The organism is Hydrogenophaga sp. GW456-12-10-14-TSB4 (assembly GCF_059424305.1).
The window spans coordinates 1-18804 of sequence record NZ_JBWKZH010000026.1 but is presented as its reverse complement, the minus strand read 5'-3'; the positions used below and the strand labels follow the sequence as shown (position 1 = coordinate 18804).

The window sequence follows — 18804 nt, the reverse complement described above, 5'->3', positions numbered from 1 at the left end:
GCCCCCGCGCGGCCCCGCGAATCCGCACCGCCCGCGGGGCGACGTCCTCGGGCGTATAGTTTTGAGGTTCATGAAACATCTGTTGGACCTTCTCGCGGCCATCGCCCTGCTGGTGTGGGGCACCCACCTCGTGCGGGCCGGCGTGCTGCGTGTCTTCGGCAGCAGCCTGCGGCAGTTCCTGGCCGCCAGCATGGGCAACCGCTTCACGGCAGCCCTTTCCGGCCTGGGCGTGACCGCCCTGGTGCAGTCCAGCACCGCCACCGCGCTGATCACCGCCTCCTTCGTGGGCCGGGGCCTGATCGCACTGCCCGCCGCCCTGGCCGTGATGCTGGGCGCCGACATCGGCACCAGCCTCATGGCCGTGGTGTTCTCCTTCGACCTGTCCTGGCTCTCGCCGCTGTTCATCTTCCTGGGCGTCACCTTGTTCATCTCGCGCCAGGGCACGTCCGTGGGCGACTTCGGCCGCGTGCTGATCGGCCTGGGCCTGCTGCTGCTGGCCCTGCGGCTGATCTCGGCCGCCACCAGCGTGCTGACGCAGAACCCCGCGGTGCAACTGATGCTGGAATCGCTCACCAGCGACCTGCTGCTGGAAATCCTGCTGGGCGCCACCCTCGCGGTGGTGGCCTACTCCAGCCTCGCGGTGGTGCTGCTGGCCTCCTCCCTGGCGGTGCAGGTGGTCGGGCTGGAGGTGGCCCTGGGCATCGTGCTCGGCGCCAACCTGGGCAGCGGGTTGCTGGCCGTGATCACCACCGCCAAATCCGGCATCAGCACCCGCCAGGTGCCGCTGGGCAACCTGCTGTTCAAGGTGCTGGGCGTGGCCATCGCGATCTGGCTCATTCCCCTGTGGCTGCAGGTCGTGCAGCCGCTGGTGCAGGACCCGGCCACGCTCACCGTGCTGTTCCACCTGTGCTTCAACCTGATGGTGGGCGCCGTCTTCATCGGCCTGACCAAGCCCGTGGCGCGCCTGGTCAACCGCCTGCTGCCGCTCAAGAAAGACAAGAGCCCGCTGGACCGGCCCAACCACCTCGACCCCTCGGCCCTGGCCACGCCTTCGCTGGCCATCTCCTGCGCCGCGCGCGAGGCCATGCACCAGGCCGACGTGGTCGAGACCATGCTGCGCGGCGTGGTCACCGTGATCCGCAACAACGACGCCAAGCTCTCGCAGGACCTGCGCAAGCTCGACGACACGGTCGACAACCTCTACTCTTCGATCAAGTACTACCTCACCAAGATCTCGCGCCAGCAACTCAGCGAGGCCGAGAGCCGGCGCTGGACCGACATCATCAGCTTCACCATCAACATGGAGCAGATCGGCGACACCGTCGAGCGCGTGCTGCTGGACATCGAGGACAAGAAGATCCGCAAGGGCCGCAGCTTCTCCGAAGCCGGCATGGCCGAGATCACCGAACTGCACGCGCGCCTGCTCGACAACCTGCGCCTGGGCATGAGCGTGTTCCTCAACGGCAACGTGCGCGACGCACAGAAGCTGGTGGAAGAGAAGGTGCGCTTTCGCGACATGGAGCGCGAGTACGCCGCCACCCACCTGGACCGGCTCTCGGGCATGACCCCGCAGAGCATGGACACCAGCTCGCTGCACCTGGACCTGATCAGCGACCTCAAGCGCATCAACTCGCACATCTGCTCGATCGCCTATCCCATCCTCGACAGCGCCGGCGTGCTGGCCCCCAGCCGCCTGCGCGAGCCCACCCCGCCGTCGCACGCCAGCCGGCTCTGAGCAGCCGCACGGCTGCAAGCCCAGGGGGGCTGTGCTACGCTGACCCTCCGTTTTTGCGCCCGACACAGGAGACAACATGCCCGGACTGCTGCCCCACATCGACCCCGACGGTCTGCTCGAGTTCTCGGTCGTCTACACCGATCGCGCGCTCAACCACATGTCCAAGCGCTTCCAGGGCGTGATGACCGACATCTCGGCCATGCTCAAGCGCGTCTACGGCGCGCATTCGGCCGTGCTGGTGCCCGGCAGCGGCACCTTCGGCATGGAATCGGTGGCGCGCCAGTTCGCGCACGGCAAGCATGTGCTGGTGATCCGCAACGGCTGGTTCAGCTACCGCTGGACGCAGATCTTCGACATGGGCGGCATCCCCGCCAGCCACACCGTGATGAAGGCGCGCCGCACCGGCGAGGGCGCGCAGGCGCCCTGGGCGCCCGCCCCGATCGACGAGGTGGTGGCCACCATCGCGCGCGAGAAGCCCGCCCTGGTGTTCGCACCGCACGTGGAAACCGCCGCCGGCATGATCCTGCCCGACGACTACCTCAAGGCCGTGGCCGACGCCGTGCATGCCGTGGGCGGCCTGTTCGTGCTCGACTGCATCGCCTCCGGCGCCATGTGGGTGGACATGAAGGCCACCGGCGTCGACATCCTCATCTCGGCCCCGCAGAAGGGCTGGAGCAGCTCGCCCTGCTGCGCCATGGTGATGCTCAGCGAACGCGCCCGCAGCGCCATCGACGCCACCCAGAGCACCACCTTCGCGATGGACCTGAAGAAGTGGCTGCAGATCATGGAGACCTACGAAGGCGGCGGCCACGCGTACCACACCACCCTGCCGACCGACGCGCTCACCCGCCTGCGCGAGACCATGAAGGAAACCGAGGCCTATGGCGTCGAGCGCGTGCGCCAGGAACAGCTGGCGCTGGGCGCACAGGTGCGCGCGCTGCTGGTGCGCCACGGCTTCCCCAGCGTGGCTGCGGCCGGCTTCCAGGCGCCGGGCGTGGTGGTGAGCCACACCACCGACCCCGACATCCAGTCGAGCAAGAAATTCCTCGCCCAGGGCCTGCAGACCGCCGCTGGCGTGCCGCTGCAATGCGACGAAGGCCCGGACTTCAAGACCTTCCGCATCGGCCTGTTCGGCCTGGACAAGTGGCACGACGTGCCGGCCACGCTCCAGCACCTGGAGCGGGCCTTGGCCGAGGTCGCGCCCAAGGTGGCGCAACCGGCCTGACGAGAAAAGCGGCCCAGGCCGCTTTTTTTACGGCAGCAGCACGGTGCAGCCGGTGGTGGCGCGCGCCTCCAGGCTCTTGTGCGCTGCCTGCACATCGGTCAGGGGGAAGCGCTGGTCGATGCGCACCTTCACCTTGCCGCCCTCCACCACCGCGAACAGGTCGTCGGCCATGGCCTGCGTGCGCTCGCGGCTGGTGATGTGGCTGAACAGGGTCTGGCGCGTCACATAGATCGAGCCCTTGGAGGCCAGGATGCCGGGCGCGAACGGCGGCACCGGGCCCGAGGCGTTGCCGAAACTCGCCATCAGGCCGAAGGGGCGCAGGCAGTCCAGCGACTTGTCGAAGGTGTCCTTGCCCACCGAGTCGTAGACCACCTTCACGCCCTGGCCGTTGGTGATGTCCTTGACCCGCGCGGCGAAGTCCTCGGTGCGGTAGTTGATGGCATGCGCCGCGCCGTGTTCCAGCGCCAGCGCGCACTTCTCGTCGGAGCCTGCCGTGCCGATCAGTTGCAGGCCGAGCGACTTGGCCCACTGGCAGGCGATCAGGCCCACGCCCCCGGCGGCGGCGTGGAACAGCACGAAGTCGCCCGCCTCCAGCCCCTCGACCGGCCGGCAGCGCTTGAGCAGGTACTGCGCGGTCAGGCCCTTGAGCATCATGGCCGCGCCCGTCTCGAAATCGATCGCATCGGGCAGGCGGCAGACGTTCATCGCCGGCAGCACGCGCAGGTCGCAATAGCTGCCGGGCGGGTTGGCGGCGTAGGCCGCGCGGTCGCCCGCCTTGAGGTGGGTCACGCCTTCGCCCACCGCCTCGATCACGCCCGCGCCTTCCATGCCCAGCGCCAGTGGCATCGGGAACGGGTACAGGCCGGTGCGCTGGTACACGTCGATGAAGTTCAGGCCGATGGCGTGGTGCCGGATGCGCACCTGGCCCGGGCCGGGCTCGCCCACGCTCACGGTGTCGACCACCAGTTGTTCGGGGCCGCCCACGGCGTGGATGCGCACGGCGCGGCTGGTCTGTTCGCTCATCTCGTTCTCCTCGGGGGTTCAAAGCGGCCATGCTGCCACGAAACGCCGGCACACCCGACCGCGTGGCCGATCACCCCCAGGCCCCAGCCGGGCATGGGCTCGCGGGTACAGTGCGGGCCATGTCCGAAAACGCCAGCGTCCGCCTGAACCCCACCACCCTCCTGCTGCTCGTCATTCCGCCCCTGATGTGGGCGGGCAATGCCGTGGTGGGCCGCATGATGCAGGGCGTGGTGCCGCCGGTCACGCTGAACTTCCTGCGCTGGACCCTGGCCTTCGTGCTGTTGCTGCCGTTCGCGGGCCGGGTGTTGCGCCCGGGCCCCGACGGCCTGTGGCCGCACTGGCGGCGCTTCGCCCTGCTGGGCCTGCTGGGCGTGGGCTGCTACAACGCCTTTCAGTACGTGGCCCTGAAAACCTCCACGCCGATGAACGTGACCCTGGTCGCGGCCAGCATGCCGGTCTGGATGCTGGTGCTGGGCCGGATCTTCTACGGCGTGGCGATCTCGCGCCGCGCGGCGCTGGGCGCGCTGCTCTCGCTGTGCGGTGTGGCGGTGGTGCTCTCGCACGGCAACCTCGACCACCTGCTGGCCGTCAAGCTGGTGCCGGGCGACGGCTGGATGCTGCTGGCCTCGCTGCTGTGGGCCTGGTACAGCTGGTTGCTGGTGCGCCCCAAGCCCGGCACCGAGCCCGCCCACATCAAGGCCGACTGGGCCGCCTTCCTGCTCGCGCAGATCACCATGGGGCTGTTGTGGTCGGGCCTGTTCGCCGCGGGCGAGTGGCTCACGCTGCCCCCGATGGCCGACGGCCAGTCCCCCATCCAGTGGGGTTGGCCGCTCGCGGCCGCGCTGGTGTATGTGGCCGTGGGCCCGTCGCTGGTGGCCTACCGCTGCTGGGGCGCCGGCGTGGCGCGCGTGGGCCCGGCCATGGCCGCGTTCTTCAACAACCTCACGCCGCTGTTCGCCGCCCTGCTCTCCGCCACCCTGCTGGGCGAGCCGCCCCGGCTCTTCCACGCGATCGGCTTCGTGCTGATCGTCGGCGGCATCCTGGTCTCGTCGCGCAAGTAGTCACGCCAGGCGGAAGGCCGCCACCGCCTGCACCAGCTGATCGGCCTGCGACTTCAGGCTCTGCGCCGCGGCGGCGCTTTCCTCCACCAGCGCGGCGTTCTGCTGCGTGGCCTGGTCCATCTGCGTCACCGCCTCACCGACCTGCGACACGCCGTCGCTCTGCTCGCGGCTGGCCGCGCTGATCTCGCCCACGATATCGGTCACACGGCGGATCGAGCTCACCACCTCGCTCATGGTGCTGCCGGCCTGGTCCACCAGCGCCGTGCCCTGCTCCACGCGGTCCACGCTCACCCCGATCAGGCCCTTGATCTCCTTGGCGGCGGCGGCGCTGCGCTGCGCCAGGCTGCGCACCTCGGCCGCCACCACCGCGAAGCCCCGGCCCTGCTCGCCCGCGCGCGCCGCCTCCACCGCGGCGTTGAGCGCGAGGATGTTGGTCTGGAAAGCGATGCCGTCGATCACGCTGATGATGTCGGCGATCTGGCGCGAGCTGTCGTTGATGCCCTTCATCATGTCGACCACCTGGGCCACCACATCGCCGCCCTGCGTGGCCACTTCGGACGCGCTGATCGCCAGCCGGTTGGCCTGCTGCGCGTTCTCGGCATTGAGCTTCACGGTGGAGCTCAGTTCCTCCATCGAGGCCGCGGTTTCCTCCAGCGCCGAGGCCTGCTGCTCGGTGCGCGCCGACAGGTCGTGGTTGCCCTGGGCGATCTGCGAACTGGCTGCGGCCACGCCCTCGGCGTTGCCGCGCACGCTGCCCACCACGCGGGTGAGCTCGGCCTGCATGGTCGACATGGCCTGAAGCAACTGGCCCATTTCATCGCCACCGCCAGGTGGCACGGCCTGGCTCAGGTCGCCGGCAGCCACGCGGGCCGCCACCGTGCGGGCCAGCTCGGCCGGGCGTGTGATCGAGCGGCCGATGACGATCGCAAAGGCCACGCCCGCGCTCAGCAAAGCCGCGATGGTGCTCAGCACCCAAGCCAGCTCGCCGCGCTGTTCGGTGTAGCGGCTGTCGATCTCCACACCCAGTTCTTTCGTCGCGCGGTCGCTCAGGCCGTACATGCCGTCGATCGCGGCGGTCGTCGCCTTGAAGTAGTCGGCCGAGGCGTACTGCAGCGCCGGCGCCTCGACGATCTGCTCGCGCGCCAGCTTGAGCGCGCCTTCGAATTCGCTGCGCGCCTGCGCATGCGCGGCGGCCAGACGGGTCTTGAGCGTTGCGTCGTGCTCGAACGCTTTTTCCAGGCTGATGTCGAGCTCGCGCACCCCCACGCGCGCACGCTCCACCAGGCTGGCGATCTGCGCCTTCTCTTCCGGTGTGGCCGACTGGCGCACCAGCAACGCGGAGCCGCGCGCCCGCGCCTGGCCCAGCATCTCGGTCAGGCGCGGCATCTGCTGCAGCGTGCCGATGATGAGAAAGTAGGTGGACTTGTCCGGGTCGGAGGTCAGGCCGAAGTGGTCCGACACGCGGTCGTTGAGTTCGATCAGGCCCGCGATCATCGCGGTGTGGCGGGCGAAGCTTTCAGGCCCCGTGACACCGCGCGCGGCCACCGCCTGCGACAGCGACTGCCACTGTTCGGCGATCGCTTGCCAATCGCGGCGGATGCGCGCGTCGTCCACGTCGCTCGCCAGCAGCGTCTCGAAGCGCTGCACCGCCTGCTGCACCTCGTCCGCGCGGGCCTGGCGCTGGGGTTCGGCATCGGCCTTGCCACCGAGCACGGTGGCCGTCATGCCGCGGTGGATCTGCGCCAGGCGCACCACTTCCAGCAACGAGCGCGAAGGCGCCAGGCCCTGGCGCTCGGACTCGATGGCGGCGAGTCCGCTCAGCGCGTCGCGCACATAGGCCGTCAAGGGCACGGCCACCAGCAGCGCGGCGATGAGCCCGAGCAGGACAAGCTTGTGGACCAGGCGCAGGTTGCGGATCAGGGAGGACATGGAGACCGATCGAAGAGGGTTGAACGTGGTCCAACCATCGACGGTCACCCCGGCAAATTGAGGCAGAAAATCACGACTTTTCCATCGCGTTTTTCATTCGGAAAAACCGCATGGAAGTGGTGCAGAAAGTGCGCCTCGGCGGTGCGTTTTCACCGCTTTTCGACACCCTCGCACAAGCCTGGTGCGAAGGCGCCGAACGGGCTCAGAAGGTGCCTGGGTAGGCCCCGCCGTCGGCCAGCACGTTCTGGCCCGTCATGTAACCCGCCTGCACGCTGCACAGGAAGGCGCAGATCGCACCGAACTCCTGCGGTTGGCCGAACCGCTTGGCCGGGATGGTGCTGCGGCGCGCGTCCATCACCGCGTCCAGCGGCTGGCCCGCCTTGCTCGCGGCACCGGCCATGGTGGTCTTGAGCCGGTCGGTCTCGAAGGCGCCCGGCAACAGGTTGTTGATGGTCACGCCCTGCGCGGCCAGCGGGCTGCGCGCCGCGCCGGCCACGAAGCCGGTGAGGCCGCTGCGCGCGCCGTTGGACAGGCCCAGGATACCGATGGGTGCCTTCACCGCGCCCGAGGTGATGTTGACGATGCGGCCGAAGCCGCGTTGCGCCATGCCGTCCACCACGGCCTTGATGAGCTCGATCGGCGTGAGCATGTTGGCGTCCAGCGCCTGGATCCAGTCGTCGCGCTCCCACGAGCGGAAATCGCCCGGCGGCGGGCCGCCCGCGTTGTTGACCAGAATGTCGAAGGCCTTGCCCGGCCCGCCCGCCACCGACAGCGCGGCCGCGCGGCCATCGGGCGTGGTGATGTCGGCCGCCACGCCCAGCACGCTCACGCCGGGCGCCGCAGCGCGCAGCGCGCCCACCGCCGCGTCGAGGTCGGCCGCGCCGCGCGCCACCAACACCACGTTGACGCCCTCGGCCGCAAGCGCCTGCGCGCAGCCCAGCCCCAGGCCCTTGCTCGCGCCACACACCAGCGCCCATTTGCCCTTGATGCCCAAATCCATGTGAATCTCCAGAAAGAAGTTATTTTTTTGATGACGAACCGAAGCGCGTCACCAGAAACACGCCGCCGAGCACGAGCACCGTGCCCGCGACGATCCAGCGGTTGAAAGGTTCGTCCAGGATCAGCACGCCCATCACGATGGTGGACATGGGGCCGATCATCCCGGTCTGCGCGGCCAGGCCGGCGCCGATGCGCTCGATCGCCATCATCACCATCACGACCGGCGCGAAGGTGCACAGCGTGGCGTTGAGCAGCGAGAGCCAGATCACCTCCGGCGCCACGGCCGCCGCGCTCATGGGCCGCAGCAGCACGAACTGCAGCAGGCACAGCACGCAGGCCACGCTGGTGGCCAGGCCCACCAGGCGCATGGAGCCCAGCCGCTTGACGAGCTCACCGCTGTACACGAGGTAGATCGCGTAGCTCACGGCGCTGGCGAACACCAGCACCGTGCCCAGCAAGGCATTGGGGCCCTGGAAGCCGGCTTCATGGCCGAACACCAGCACCACGCCGGCATAGCTCACCACCATGGCGATGGCCTGCAGGCCGGTGACGCGCCGCTTGTAGATCACCCAGCCCAGCAGCAACACCAGCGTGGGGTTGAGGTAGAGGATCAGGCGCTCCAGGCTCGCGCTGATGTACTGCAGGCCCCAGAAGTCCAGAAAGCTCGCGAGGTAATAACCGGTGAAGCCCAGGCCGAACACGCCCAGCCAGTCGCGCCGCGTGAGCGGCGCCGGCTTCTCCCCGCCGGGCCGGTGGCTGGCCCACCACGCCAGCGCCAGGAACAGCGGCAGCGCGAACAGCATGCGGTACATGATCAGCGTGACCGCATCGACCCCATGGCGATAGGCCAGCTTGACGATGATGGCCTTGCCGCTGAACGCAATGGAGCCCGCGCTGGCGAGCAGCAGGCCGGTGGCGAAATGGGGTGAGTGAGAGGGAGCGGAAGGCGCGGCGGGCATCCGGCCGATTATCCGGGCGGTGCGAAGGGCCCGTGGCGCACGGGGCTTCGTCTTTGGCGATGGCAGGCAGCGGCAGGCCCAACGCCAGCGTCTCGGGGCAAACCCTGGAACGCGCATTTCAGGGCGCCGGCAAGCGAACTCAAACCCACATGCATGCACTTCGTTCGTGTCTGCCCAGTCAGACCGTTCGCTGGAGCGCCGTCGCGCTCAAAAACAACTTGTAGCGACGCATCACAGGAGGATTCGAGGATGACCGTATCCACGCCAGCAGGGCACCCCAGCCGCCGCATTCGGATGCCATGGCTTTTTGTTTTTGCGTTGTTCGTTGCCTTGCTGCTGGGCTTCCCTCACACGGCGCAAGCCGCTTTTCCCATCACACAGCAGAACGCAGGGGCCTGCACCAAAGCACCGTGCAGCGGCTGGTACATGGATGAGAAATATCTGGGCGTCTTCCCCACCCGGAAAGCGGCCTGTGATGCAGAGTTCGCCCACTACGTCGCCAACGCCCCACGCGGCACCAGCTACCACTCAGGCGAAGTGATCAATGAAAACACCATCTACATCGCCTGCATGGTGCTGGGCATGCAAAGTGGGACCCACATTGGCACCATTCATCACTTTTCACAGGCCAACTACGCCCCGGTAAAACCCATCTATGGCTGCCCCCTCGGCGCCACGCAGAATGGGTCGCTCTGCACCTGCACAGCGCCCCATGTCGAGAATGCCACTCAGAATGGTTGCACGATCGCCGCCACCCCACCGGAACCCGAGTCCTGCACCGCCGGCGCGACACCCGGCGACAACCCTGAAGGCTACTTCGTGGTGCCTGCCAGCGGTGAAATCGTCCAGTCCCAGAGCGACTACAAGGGCGCCGGCACGCAGGCGCTGAGCTTCGTGCGCAGCTTCCGGAGCAACCGCATCCTGGGTGCGGCCACCCAGGCCGCGCCTGCAGGCAAAGGCGCTACCTGGTCGCACAACTACGCCACGTCGCTCAAGATGTATGGCGATCCAGGCAGCGCCTCGCGCACGGCCGCCATTCTTTTCGGCGACGGCAGCGTTCGCGCTTTCATCTGGAATCAATCCCCCGCAGGCTGGAAGGCCACCAGTGGCGCCGATACCCTGATCACCTCGGCCACCGCGGCAAGCTACAAACGAGCGGACGACGACAGCACCTGGCACTTCGATGCCACGGGCAAGCTGCTGGCACACGTGCCACGCCATGGAGGGGCCACCAACCTTCAGTACAACAGCCTGTCGCAACTGGCCTCCGTCACCAACCGTTCCGGCCGTCGGCTCACGTTCAACTACAACACGGCAGGCCAGCTCACCACCATGACGGCCCCGGGCGGCGACGTGACCACCTACGGCTACGACGGCCTGGGCAACCTGCTCACCACCACCTGGCCCGACGGCAATGTTCGCCGCTACCACTACGAAGACCGCCGCTTCCCGAACTCGCTCACCGGCCTCACCGACGAAACCGGCCAACGCATCAGCACCTACACCTACGACGCACAAGGCCGCGCGGCAGAAACCCAGCGCGCTGGCGGTGTGGACCGCCTGCAGTTCAACTACAGCACGAGCGCCACAGGCCAGCCCCAGACCCAGGTCACCAACTTCAGCGCCGGCACCCCCACCTCGCGCACCCACAGCTTCGTGAGCCTGAACCAGATGCTGCGCCCGGCAGGCGTGTCCGCCCCCTGCCCCACTTGCAGCGCCACCGTGCAGGCCACCCAGTACAACGCCGCCGGCCTCAAGACCCGTGAGCTGGCCCATGACGGCTCGGTCGTCTTCTACACCTACAACACCCTGGGCCAGGAAACCCAGCGCGCCACGTTCCCACCCAGCTTCTCGGCTGCGCTCGCCCGGCCGGCCCTGAGCAACGCCACCGCGGTGACCACCACCCAATGGCACACCACCTGGAACCTGCCCACGCGCATCACCGAGCCCCTGCTCAACACCGCGTACACCTACAGCGCCAGCGGTATCACCGCCGTCAGCACCAGCGCCACGACGGATGCCACCGGCGCCACCGGCTTCAACGCCACCCTGAGCGGCCCCCTCTCCACCACCCAGTACGGCTACGACACCAACAACCTCACCACCAGCATCACCGAGCTCACCAATGGCGCGCAGACCCAGCGCTGGAACCTGGCCTACAACACCACCGGCGATCTGACCTCGATCACCGATGTGACGGCGGGCAACCAGAGCGCCACGCTCACCAACGACGCGCAGGGCCGACTCACCCGCATCAGCGCCAGCAATGGGGCCCAGGCCACGTTTGCCGCCAACAGCCGAGGCCAGATGACCGCGGCCTACACGCCCAAAGGCAACGTGACCTACGCCTACGACGCGCGCAACCTCATCAACGAGATCCGCTTCAGCGATGGGCGCTGGGTGCGCTACAGCTACAACGCAGCCCAGAAGCTCATCGAGATTCGAGACAGCTCGGGCCTGCTGGAGCGCATCGCCAGCAACGAGACCGAAGGCCTGGACCCGCAGCGCCTCATGCACCGCGTGGCTCGATGGCTGGTGGAGCAGGAAGACCGGGTGACGCAGATGCTGCTGCCCAGCGCCCACGCCAACCCGGCGCTCGTGCTCGTGCCGATGGGCGTGGTGCTCGGCATCATGGCGGTGGGCGAAGCGCAAAGGCAGAACACTGCCCGCGTGGCGCCCGAAGGGGGCGCCAGCCCCGGCATGGCGCCTTCGCTCACGGCCACGCACTGGTTGCTGCAGACGGGCATCCTTCTATCGGGGCAGACACAGACCTCTTCAACGGCGCCTGCGCCCACTTACGATCAAGCAGGGCTCCTGGTCAGTCCCAAGTCGTGTGTGCCTCCGCCGGGGAATTGTGATCCACGTGAACACCGGCAGCTACAAGATCAAGTCGATCAATCGTGCAAGGTAGCACCTAGAGCGTGCCGTATTGGAATGTCGCGCGGTGAATTGCTCGGGAGAATAGAAAATGGTCGTGCATGTGGTGCTGCACGTGACAAGTTAAACAAGAAGTGCTTTTCCGGGGGTGACACCGATCATCGCAATGAAACCATCAAAGCTTGGAAAGCCATTGCAAACTGTGAATCCATACTGGCGAAACTCCCATGAACTATGAAATCTTTAAGCGCGGCAACTATCCGATGGATCGGCCTGCAGCGCAGCAATTCAGAATAGGTGACAACTGGGAAGGCGACGAGGCGGAACGGTTCTTTCGGGGCAGGCGTGCTGAGGATGTCAACTACCAAACACTATCTCAAGAATATCGAAATGATTGGTCAATAGCCCCCTGCCTCTTGAATGATGAAGCCTATGTATTTTTTCTGCCTGCATTCATGAAAACTGCTCTTGAAGACTATGAACAGGGAGAAACGCCAACGCTAACAGCCACGGTGGTTAGCGATTTTCTGGAAATGGCTTCCGGCGCGCTTAACAACCGCTTGCTATCGATCCTAAAAACATTTACTCCAGATGAACTCGCATTTATCACCGAGTACCTTGAGGAAGTCAATGATCGCTACTACCAGGATTTTGGCGATGAAAATGATGCAACACGCGCATTAAAACTTTTTTGGCATCAATTCAAAAAACCTTCTTCGGATTAGATGACCGCGGCCTACACGCCCAAAGGCAACGTGACCTACGCCTACGACGCGCGCAACCTCATCAACGAGATCCGCTTCAGCGATGGGCGCTGGGTGCGCTACAGCTACAACGCAGCCCAGAAGCTCATCGAGATTCGAGACAGCTCGGGCCTGCTGGAGCGCATCGCCAGCAACGAGACCGAAGGCCTGGACCCGCAGCGCCTCATGCACCGCGTGGCTCGATGGCTGGTGGAGCAGGAAGACCGCGTGTCGCAGATGCTGCTGCCCAGCGCCCACGCCAACCCGGCGCTCGTGCTCGTGCCGATGGGCGTGGTGCTCGGCATCATGGCGGTGGGCGAAGCGCAAAGGCAGAACACTGCCCGCGTGGCGCCCGAAGGTGGCGCCAGCCCCGGCATGGCGCCTTCGCTCACAGCCACGCACTGGTTTCTGCAGACGGGCATCCTTCTATCGGGGCAGACACAGACCTCTTCAACGGCGGCCGCTCCGACCTACGATCAAGCAGGGCTCCTGGTCAGTCCCAAGTCGTGTGTGCCTCCGCCGGGAAATTGCGACCCGAACAAACATCGGGATTTACAACGTGAAGTAGATCGCGCCTGCAGCCAACCGAGGCGTTGTACTGGCAACATGACTCGAATTCAAATTGTCAACTCAATTGAAAAGTTCCGGGCTTGCGGCGTAGCCCGCGACAAGGTCAACAAGATATGCTTCGCTGGCGGGGATAAGAATCACCGCGATCAAGCCCTACGGGAATGGGAAGGCATAGCTAACTGCGAAACAGTACTCAGCCGCATACCATGAGCAGCGACTTGTTTGATTCACGACCATACACCCATCGACCCATCGATCCGCAAAGGGCTGGCGATGGTTGGGAGTATGACCGGGCCGACGAGTTCTATTCTGGAAGAAGCCTTCATGACGTAACACGGGATAGCTACAAAGACTATCCAGGAGATTGGGCCTCTTCGATATACCTGTTGACGGCTGACGCGTTTCAGTACTTCTTGCCGGCGTTTATGCGTATCGCTACTGAGGCGCGATCAAAACCAAATGCTGAGACCGAATATGCAGCAATGTTGGGCGGCAATCTAGTGTCCGTGCTAACGCACATCGCACAAGGCGAGATGGTGGAGCGCAAGACCGCCCTGTTCAATGCTTACTCAACAGCCCAACTTGAGGCAGTTGCGAACTTCTTTGAAGAGGAAGTCAGCTGGGATGGAAGCGCAGACTTCCCAAGCACTATGGGCGCGCGCAGCTTCTGGAGACAGTTCAAACGGCAATGATCGAGCCGCTGCGCTGGGTTCCTGCTCAGGAGACAACGCTTCGGCCCCTCAGTCCACCGCACGCCGGCGCGGCTGCAGCACCACGACCAGCAGCAACAGCACGGCCGCCATCAGCAGCAAGGCAGAGACCGGCCGCTCGATGAACACGAACCAGTTGCCGCGCGAGAGCTGCAGCGCGCGGCGCAGATGCTCTTCCAGCCCCGGCGCGAGCACGAAGCCCAGCAACAGCGCCACGCCCTCGCAACCCAGGCGCTGCAGCACGAAGCCCAGCAGGCCCAGGGCCATGACCAGCCACACCCCCCAGCCATGCGGCCCGAGCGCGAGCGCGCCCAGGCCGGCGGCCACCAGCAGGGCCGTCAGCAGCGCGCGGCGCGGCAGGCGCAGCACCGCCAGCAGCGCGGGCGCCCACCAGCGCGCCAGCGGCAGGTTGAGCAGCAGCAGGAACAGGTTGCCCACCCACATGGACACGAGCAGGCCCCAGAACAGTGTGGGCTGCGTGCCCATGACCGACGGGCCCGGCTGGATCGCGTGCAGGCCCAGCGCGCCCAGCAGCAGGGCCATCACCGTGTTGGGCGGCAGGCCCAGCGCCAGCATGGGCAGGTAGGCGGTCTGTGCGCCCGCGTTGTTGGCGGCCTCGGGCGCGGCCACGCCGCGCAGGTTGCCCTGGCCCAGCGGGGGCGTGCGATGGCGCGAGACCACGGCCTCCAGCCGGTAGGCCGCCAGCGAAGACAGCAGCGCACCGCCGCCCGGCACCACGCCGAGCACGGCCCCCAGGCCGGTGCCGCGCAGCAGGGCCGGCAGCGCGTCCTTGAGTTCCTGGCGCGTGGGCCGCGTGGCCATGCCCGAAACGACCGGGGTACCTGGGGCGGCTTCGCGCGCCGGTGCGCCGGGTGCGAGGGCAGAGAGCCCCGCCAGTTCGGCCGCCACTGGTGCGACCACGAAGAAGCCCAGCGCCAGCGCGATGAACCCCACGCCGTCGGTCAGGCCGTGGTGGCGCCCCATCCAGGGCTCCAGCGCCTCGGGCACGAAGCGGGCGGAGCCGGTGTGGCCGTCCCAGCCCGTCAGACCCAGCAGCAGGCCCAGCACCGTCATGGCCAGGGCCTTGAGGAAGGAACCCGATGCCAGCACCGTGGCACCCACCAGCCCGACCACCAGCAGCAGGAAACGCTCGGGCGAGCCGAACTGCAGGCCCAGGGACACCACCGCCGGCGCGAGCAACACCACCACGGCCACGGCCAGGCAGCCGGCGGCGAACGAGCTGAGGGTCGCCATGGAAAGCGCCACACCGGCGCGGCCCTGCAAGGCCATGGGATGCCCGTCGTGGCTGGTCATCACCGACGAGGCCTCGCCGGGTTGGTCGAGCACGATGGCCGGCAGCGAGCCACCGTACTGCGCGCCGTAGTAGACGCCCGCCAGCACCAGCAGCGCGGGCAGCGAAGGCAGGCCCAGCGTGGCCGGCAGCAGCAGCGCGATGGCGGCCACCGGCCCCAGGCCCGGCAGCGCGCCGAACACGCTGCCCACCAGCACACCCAGCGCGATCAGGCCCAGTGCCTGCCAGCCCCACACGGCGGCCAGGCCTTGCGCCAGCGCATCCCACCAGGAGAATTCCATGCCCGTGTGCCCTCGTCGTCGGGTTCAGCGCAAGGCGCGCGTGGGCCACAACGGCAGATCCAGCCCCAGGGGGCCGATCCACAGGGCACACACCGCCGCCGCCAGCGCGATGGCCCACCACCACGCGCGGCCGCCGGCGCCGCCGGGCTCACCTGGCACGACCGCCAGCACCAGGCCCGACACGCCCGCGGCCAGGCCCAGCGTGGGCCAGCCCTCGAACCAGGCGCCGACCCAGGGCCACTGCCCGGGCCCGCTGCAGAAAGCCAGCCAGAACAGGCCGCCGAGCACGCGCAGCAAGGGGCCCCAGCCCCAGTGGCGCACACGCCCGCGGCCCACGGCCTCGAAGGTGAGTGCCTTGAACAGGATGAGCAGGCCCAGCAGGCTGAGCATCAAGCCGAGCAGCAGCGGCACGTAGCCTGAGCCCATGTCGGCCGCCGAGCCCAGCGGATGGCGCGTGGCCGCCCAGCCGAAGCCCACGCCCAGGGCCAGGAACAGCAAGCCGGCCAGAAAGTCCTGCAGGTTCTTGATCATGGGTCGCCGTGACCGCGCGGGCCGCTCACTGCACGGGGGGCGTGCAGGCCAGCACCTCGTCCATGGTGGTCAGGCCTTCGGCCACGCGCGCCGCCCCCGCCAGGCGCAGCGGGCGCATGCCGTCCTGCACAGCCTGCCGGCGCAGGGCGTCGAGCACCGGCTCGCGGCTGACCTTGTCCTTGAAGGCTTCGGTGACGGTGAGCAGTTCGTACAGGCCCATGCGGCCCCGGAAGCCGGTCATGCGGCAGTCCACGCAGCCCACCGCTTGGTAGGGCCGGTAGCTGCCGCTGACCTGCCAGGGCTTCACCAGCTCGGCCAGGGCCGCCCGCGAGGCGGTGGTCTCGTCCGCGTCCTGCGGCTTGCGGCAGGCCGGGCACAGCGTGCGCACCAGTCGCTGGGCGAGCACGCCCAGCACGGTGGCGTTGATGAGGTAGGGCGGTATGCCCAGCTCCATCAGCCGCATGATGGCCGATGGGGCGTCGTTGGTGTGCAGCGTGGTGAACACCAGGTGGCCGGTGAGTGCGGCCTGCACCGCCATCTCGGCGGTGGCCAGGTCGCGCACCTCGCCGACCATGATGATGTCCGGGTCCTGCCGCATCAGCGAGCGCAGGCCCTGCGCGAAGTCGAGATCCAGGTGCGGCAGCACCTGCGTCTGGTTGAAGGCCGGCTCGATCATCTCGATCGGGTCTTCCACCGTGCTCACGTTCACCTCTTCCGTGGCCAGGCGCTTGAGCGTGGCGTACAGCGTGGTGGTCTTGCCCGAGCCGGTGGGGCCGGTCACCAGCACGATGCCGTGCGGGTGCCGCGTGAGGCCTTCCCAGCGCTGTGCATCATGTGCGGCGAAGCCCAGGGCGCTCAGGTCCTTCACGGTGGACTCGGGGTCGAAGATGCGCATGACCAGCTTTTCGCCGAAGGCGGTGGGCAGGGTGGACAGGCGCATCTCCACCTCGTCGCCGCGCGCACCGCCCACGCCGGGGCGCAGGGTCTTGATGCGGCCGTCCTGCGGGCGGCGCCGCTCGACCACGTCCATGCGGCCCAGCAGCTTGATGCGCGCGGTCATGGCATTCATCACGCCGATGGGCATCTGGTACACGGGGTGCAGCACGCCGTCGATGCGAAAGCGGATCACGCCCTGCTCGCGCCGGGGTTCGAGGTGGATGTCGCTGGCGCGCTGGTCGAAGGCGTATTGCCAGAGCCAGTCCACCACCTGCACCACGCCCTGGTCGTTGGCGTCGAGCTGCTTGTTGGCCTTGCCCAGCTCCACCAGCTGCTCGAAGCTGCCGAAGCCGCCCGGCGCGCCGCTCTTGCTGGCCGCGCGCACCGACTTGGCCAGCGCGAAGAACTCGCCGGTGAAGCTCTTGATGGATTGCGGGCTGGCGAGCACCAGCCGCACGCTGCGCCGCGTCTGGCGTTCCACTTCGGGCACCCAGTCGCGGATGAAGGGTTCGGCCGTGGCCACCACGACCTCGGTCGGGCTCACCAGCACCGGCAGCACCTTGTGGCGCTCGGCGTAGGCGGCGCTCATCACGTCGGCCACCTTGCCCACGTCGACCTTGAGCGGGTCGATGCGCATGTACTCCAGGCCGCTGCGTTTGGCCAGCCATTGCGCGAGCATCTCCACGTCGAGCACGTGCTGGTCGGCCGCGCGCGACATGCCCACCACCGCCAGGCGCTGCAGCGGGTGCTGCGAGCTGTGCGCCGATGCGCAGCGCGTGGTGGTGCGCTCGGCCTCCTCGGCGGAGATCACGCCGTCCTCGCGCAGCCAGCCCACGAGGCGGCGCCAGTCCAGCGGGCCATCGAAGGTGATCTGCGGCGGTGGCGTCGTCGAGGTCTTCATCATGCGTCGATCAGGATACCGGTTTGAACAGGCGCAGCCACTTCACAGCGGGTAAACCCCAGCGGGCCTGCACCGCTTCCGCGCGCGCCAGCAGGGCCATGCGGGTGGGCCGCTCGGCGGTGCGTTGGGCCAGCACCACGGTGTTGCCTTCGCGCGTGGGCTTGAAGGCCCAGACCGCGTCGGACCCGAAGGCGGCGCAGATGCTCTGCAGCGAGCGTTCGTAGCTGGCGTCGCGGCCGAAGAGGTTGACGGTGAGGCAGCCTTCGTCGGTGAGCACCGTGCGGCAGTCGGCGTAGAAGTCGGGGCTGTCGAGCACGGGCGCGGCGGCTTCGTGGTCGTAGAGGTCCACCTGCAGTGCGTCGTAGGCGCCGGTGTGGTCGGCGCGGCGAATCTCTTCACCGGCGTCGGCGAGCAGCACGCGCAGGCGCGGCCCGTCAGCGGGCAGTTTGAACCATTGCCGACACACCGCGACCACCTGGGGATTGATCTCGATGGCGGTGGTGTCCATGCGCAGTTTCTTGAAGCAGAACTTGGTGAGCGCGGCGGAGCCCAGGCCCAGTTGCAGTGCGCGGCGTTTGGGCACCGAGTCCGGATCGACGAACAGCAGCCAGGCCATCATGCGCTGGACGTAGTCGAGTTCGATGTCGAACGGCGACTCCAGCAGCATCGAGCCCTGGATCCATTCGGTGCCCAGGTGCAGGAAGCGCACTTCGCTGTCTTCGGAGATGGTCACGTCCGGCAGGGTCTGGACCGCACGCCGTGCGCGCGCGGCGGCGTTGGCGCCGGCCTTCATGCCTTGCCCTCGCTGTCACGCGGGGAATGTTCGGAGGGGTGGGGGGAGTGCTGCATCTGGGTGTCTGGCCTTGGGAGGACGATTATGAACACTGTGTCGGGCTGGGGTTTTCCTCCGGCGACTCCCTGCGGTTCGGGCCGGGGGGCCGACTCCGCTCATGTCCCCCGACCCGGCTTCGCCGGGTCTCCTCCTTTACTTCGCTGCGTCGGCCCCCCGGCC

Annotated in this window: 15 protein-coding genes; 7 read left to right on the top strand and 8 right to left on the bottom strand. The window is 67.6% G+C overall.

Going from position 1 to position 18804, the window contains the following annotated elements; genetic code table 11:
* The first annotated feature begins 70 nt into the window (after window positions 1–70).
* On the top strand, window positions 71–1735 hold the full coding sequence (locus AC07ZS_RS14265) for a Na/Pi cotransporter family protein (protein WP_494799200.1): 1665 nt from the start codon (window positions 71–73) through the stop codon (window positions 1733–1735).
* A gap of 76 nt (window positions 1736–1811) precedes the next feature.
* Complete coding sequence (locus AC07ZS_RS14260) at window positions 1812–2960, top strand: aminotransferase class V-fold PLP-dependent enzyme (RefSeq protein WP_494799199.1); 1149 nt, start codon at window positions 1812–1814, stop codon at window positions 2958–2960.
* Window positions 2961–2987: 27 nt separating this feature from the next.
* Here the strand turns inward: AC07ZS_RS14260 and AC07ZS_RS14255 are convergent, their stop codons facing one another.
* Window positions 2988–3983, bottom strand: coding sequence for a quinone oxidoreductase family protein (locus AC07ZS_RS14255; protein ID WP_494799198.1), 996 nt, complete (start codon window positions 3981–3983; stop codon window positions 2988–2990).
* A gap of 119 nt (window positions 3984–4102) precedes the next feature.
* Here AC07ZS_RS14255 and AC07ZS_RS14250 point away from each other — a divergent pair, with 119 nt between their 5' ends.
* Complete coding sequence (locus tag AC07ZS_RS14250; protein WP_494799197.1) at window positions 4103–5044, top strand: DMT family transporter; 942 nt, start codon at window positions 4103–4105, stop codon at window positions 5042–5044.
* Here the strand turns inward: AC07ZS_RS14250 and AC07ZS_RS14245 are convergent, their stop codons facing one another.
* The 3 genes from AC07ZS_RS14245 to AC07ZS_RS14235 all read right to left on the bottom strand — a co-directional run bounded on the left by AC07ZS_RS14245 (window position 5045) and on the right by AC07ZS_RS14235 (window position 8931).
* On the bottom strand, window positions 5045–6973 hold the full coding sequence (locus AC07ZS_RS14245) for a methyl-accepting chemotaxis protein (RefSeq protein ID WP_494799196.1): 1929 nt from the start codon (window positions 6971–6973) through the stop codon (window positions 5045–5047).
* Between the two features lie 202 nt (window positions 6974–7175).
* A complete protein-coding gene (locus AC07ZS_RS14240) occupies window positions 7176–7973 on the bottom strand; it encodes an SDR family oxidoreductase (RefSeq protein ID WP_494799195.1) in 798 nt (265 codons plus the stop codon).
* 19 nt (window positions 7974–7992) lie between these two features.
* Window positions 7993–8931, bottom strand: a complete 939-nt coding sequence (locus AC07ZS_RS14235; protein ID WP_494799194.1) for a DMT family transporter — start codon at window positions 8929–8931, stop codon at window positions 7993–7995.
* A gap of 426 nt (window positions 8932–9357) precedes the next feature.
* Here AC07ZS_RS14235 and AC07ZS_RS14230 point away from each other — a divergent pair, with 426 nt between their 5' ends.
* Genes AC07ZS_RS14230 through AC07ZS_RS14215 form a run of 4 tightly spaced genes read left to right on the top strand, consistent with a single transcriptional unit; the run spans window position 9358 to window position 13813 of the window.
* Complete coding sequence (locus AC07ZS_RS14230) at window positions 9358–12039, top strand: DUF6531 domain-containing protein (RefSeq protein ID WP_494799193.1); 2682 nt, start codon at window positions 9358–9360, stop codon at window positions 12037–12039.
* Entirely contained in the window at window positions 12036–12533 is a 498-nt protein-coding gene (locus AC07ZS_RS14225; RefSeq protein ID WP_494799192.1) for a DUF6714 family protein, read from the top strand. Before AC07ZS_RS14230 ends, AC07ZS_RS14225 begins: the two co-directional genes overlap by 4 nt.
* On the top strand, window positions 12534–13331 hold the full coding sequence (locus tag AC07ZS_RS14220) for a hypothetical protein (RefSeq protein ID WP_494799191.1): 798 nt from the start codon (window positions 12534–12536) through the stop codon (window positions 13329–13331).
* Window positions 13328–13813 carry a DUF6714 family protein gene (locus tag AC07ZS_RS14215; protein WP_494799190.1) on the top strand — a complete coding sequence of 162 codons (486 nt, stop codon included), beginning with the start codon at window positions 13328–13330 and terminating at the stop codon, window positions 13811–13813. Before AC07ZS_RS14220 ends, AC07ZS_RS14215 begins: the two co-directional genes overlap by 4 nt.
* A gap of 48 nt (window positions 13814–13861) precedes the next feature.
* Here the strand turns inward: AC07ZS_RS14215 and AC07ZS_RS14210 are convergent, their stop codons facing one another.
* Genes AC07ZS_RS14210 through AC07ZS_RS14195 form a run of 4 tightly spaced genes read right to left on the bottom strand, consistent with a single transcriptional unit; the run spans window position 13862 to window position 18585 of the window.
* Window positions 13862–15424 carry a tripartite tricarboxylate transporter permease gene (locus AC07ZS_RS14210; protein WP_494799189.1) on the bottom strand — a complete coding sequence of 521 codons (1563 nt, stop codon included), beginning with the start codon at window positions 15422–15424 and terminating at the stop codon, window positions 13862–13864.
* A gap of 24 nt (window positions 15425–15448) precedes the next feature.
* Window positions 15449–15955 (bottom strand): hypothetical protein, encoded by a 507-nt coding sequence (locus AC07ZS_RS14205; RefSeq protein WP_494799188.1) that lies wholly within the window; start codon window positions 15953–15955, stop codon window positions 15449–15451.
* Between the two features lie 25 nt (window positions 15956–15980).
* Window positions 15981–17792 (bottom strand): type IV pilus assembly ATPase TfpB, encoded by a 1812-nt coding sequence (tfpB, locus tag AC07ZS_RS14200; RefSeq protein ID WP_494799248.1) that lies wholly within the window; start codon window positions 17790–17792, stop codon window positions 15981–15983.
* A 10-nt stretch (window positions 17793–17802) separates the two neighbouring features.
* On the bottom strand, window positions 17803–18585 hold the full coding sequence (locus AC07ZS_RS14195) for a spermine/spermidine synthase domain-containing protein (protein ID WP_494799187.1): 783 nt from the start codon (window positions 18583–18585) through the stop codon (window positions 17803–17805).
* Window positions 18586–18804: the final 219 nt, after the last annotated feature.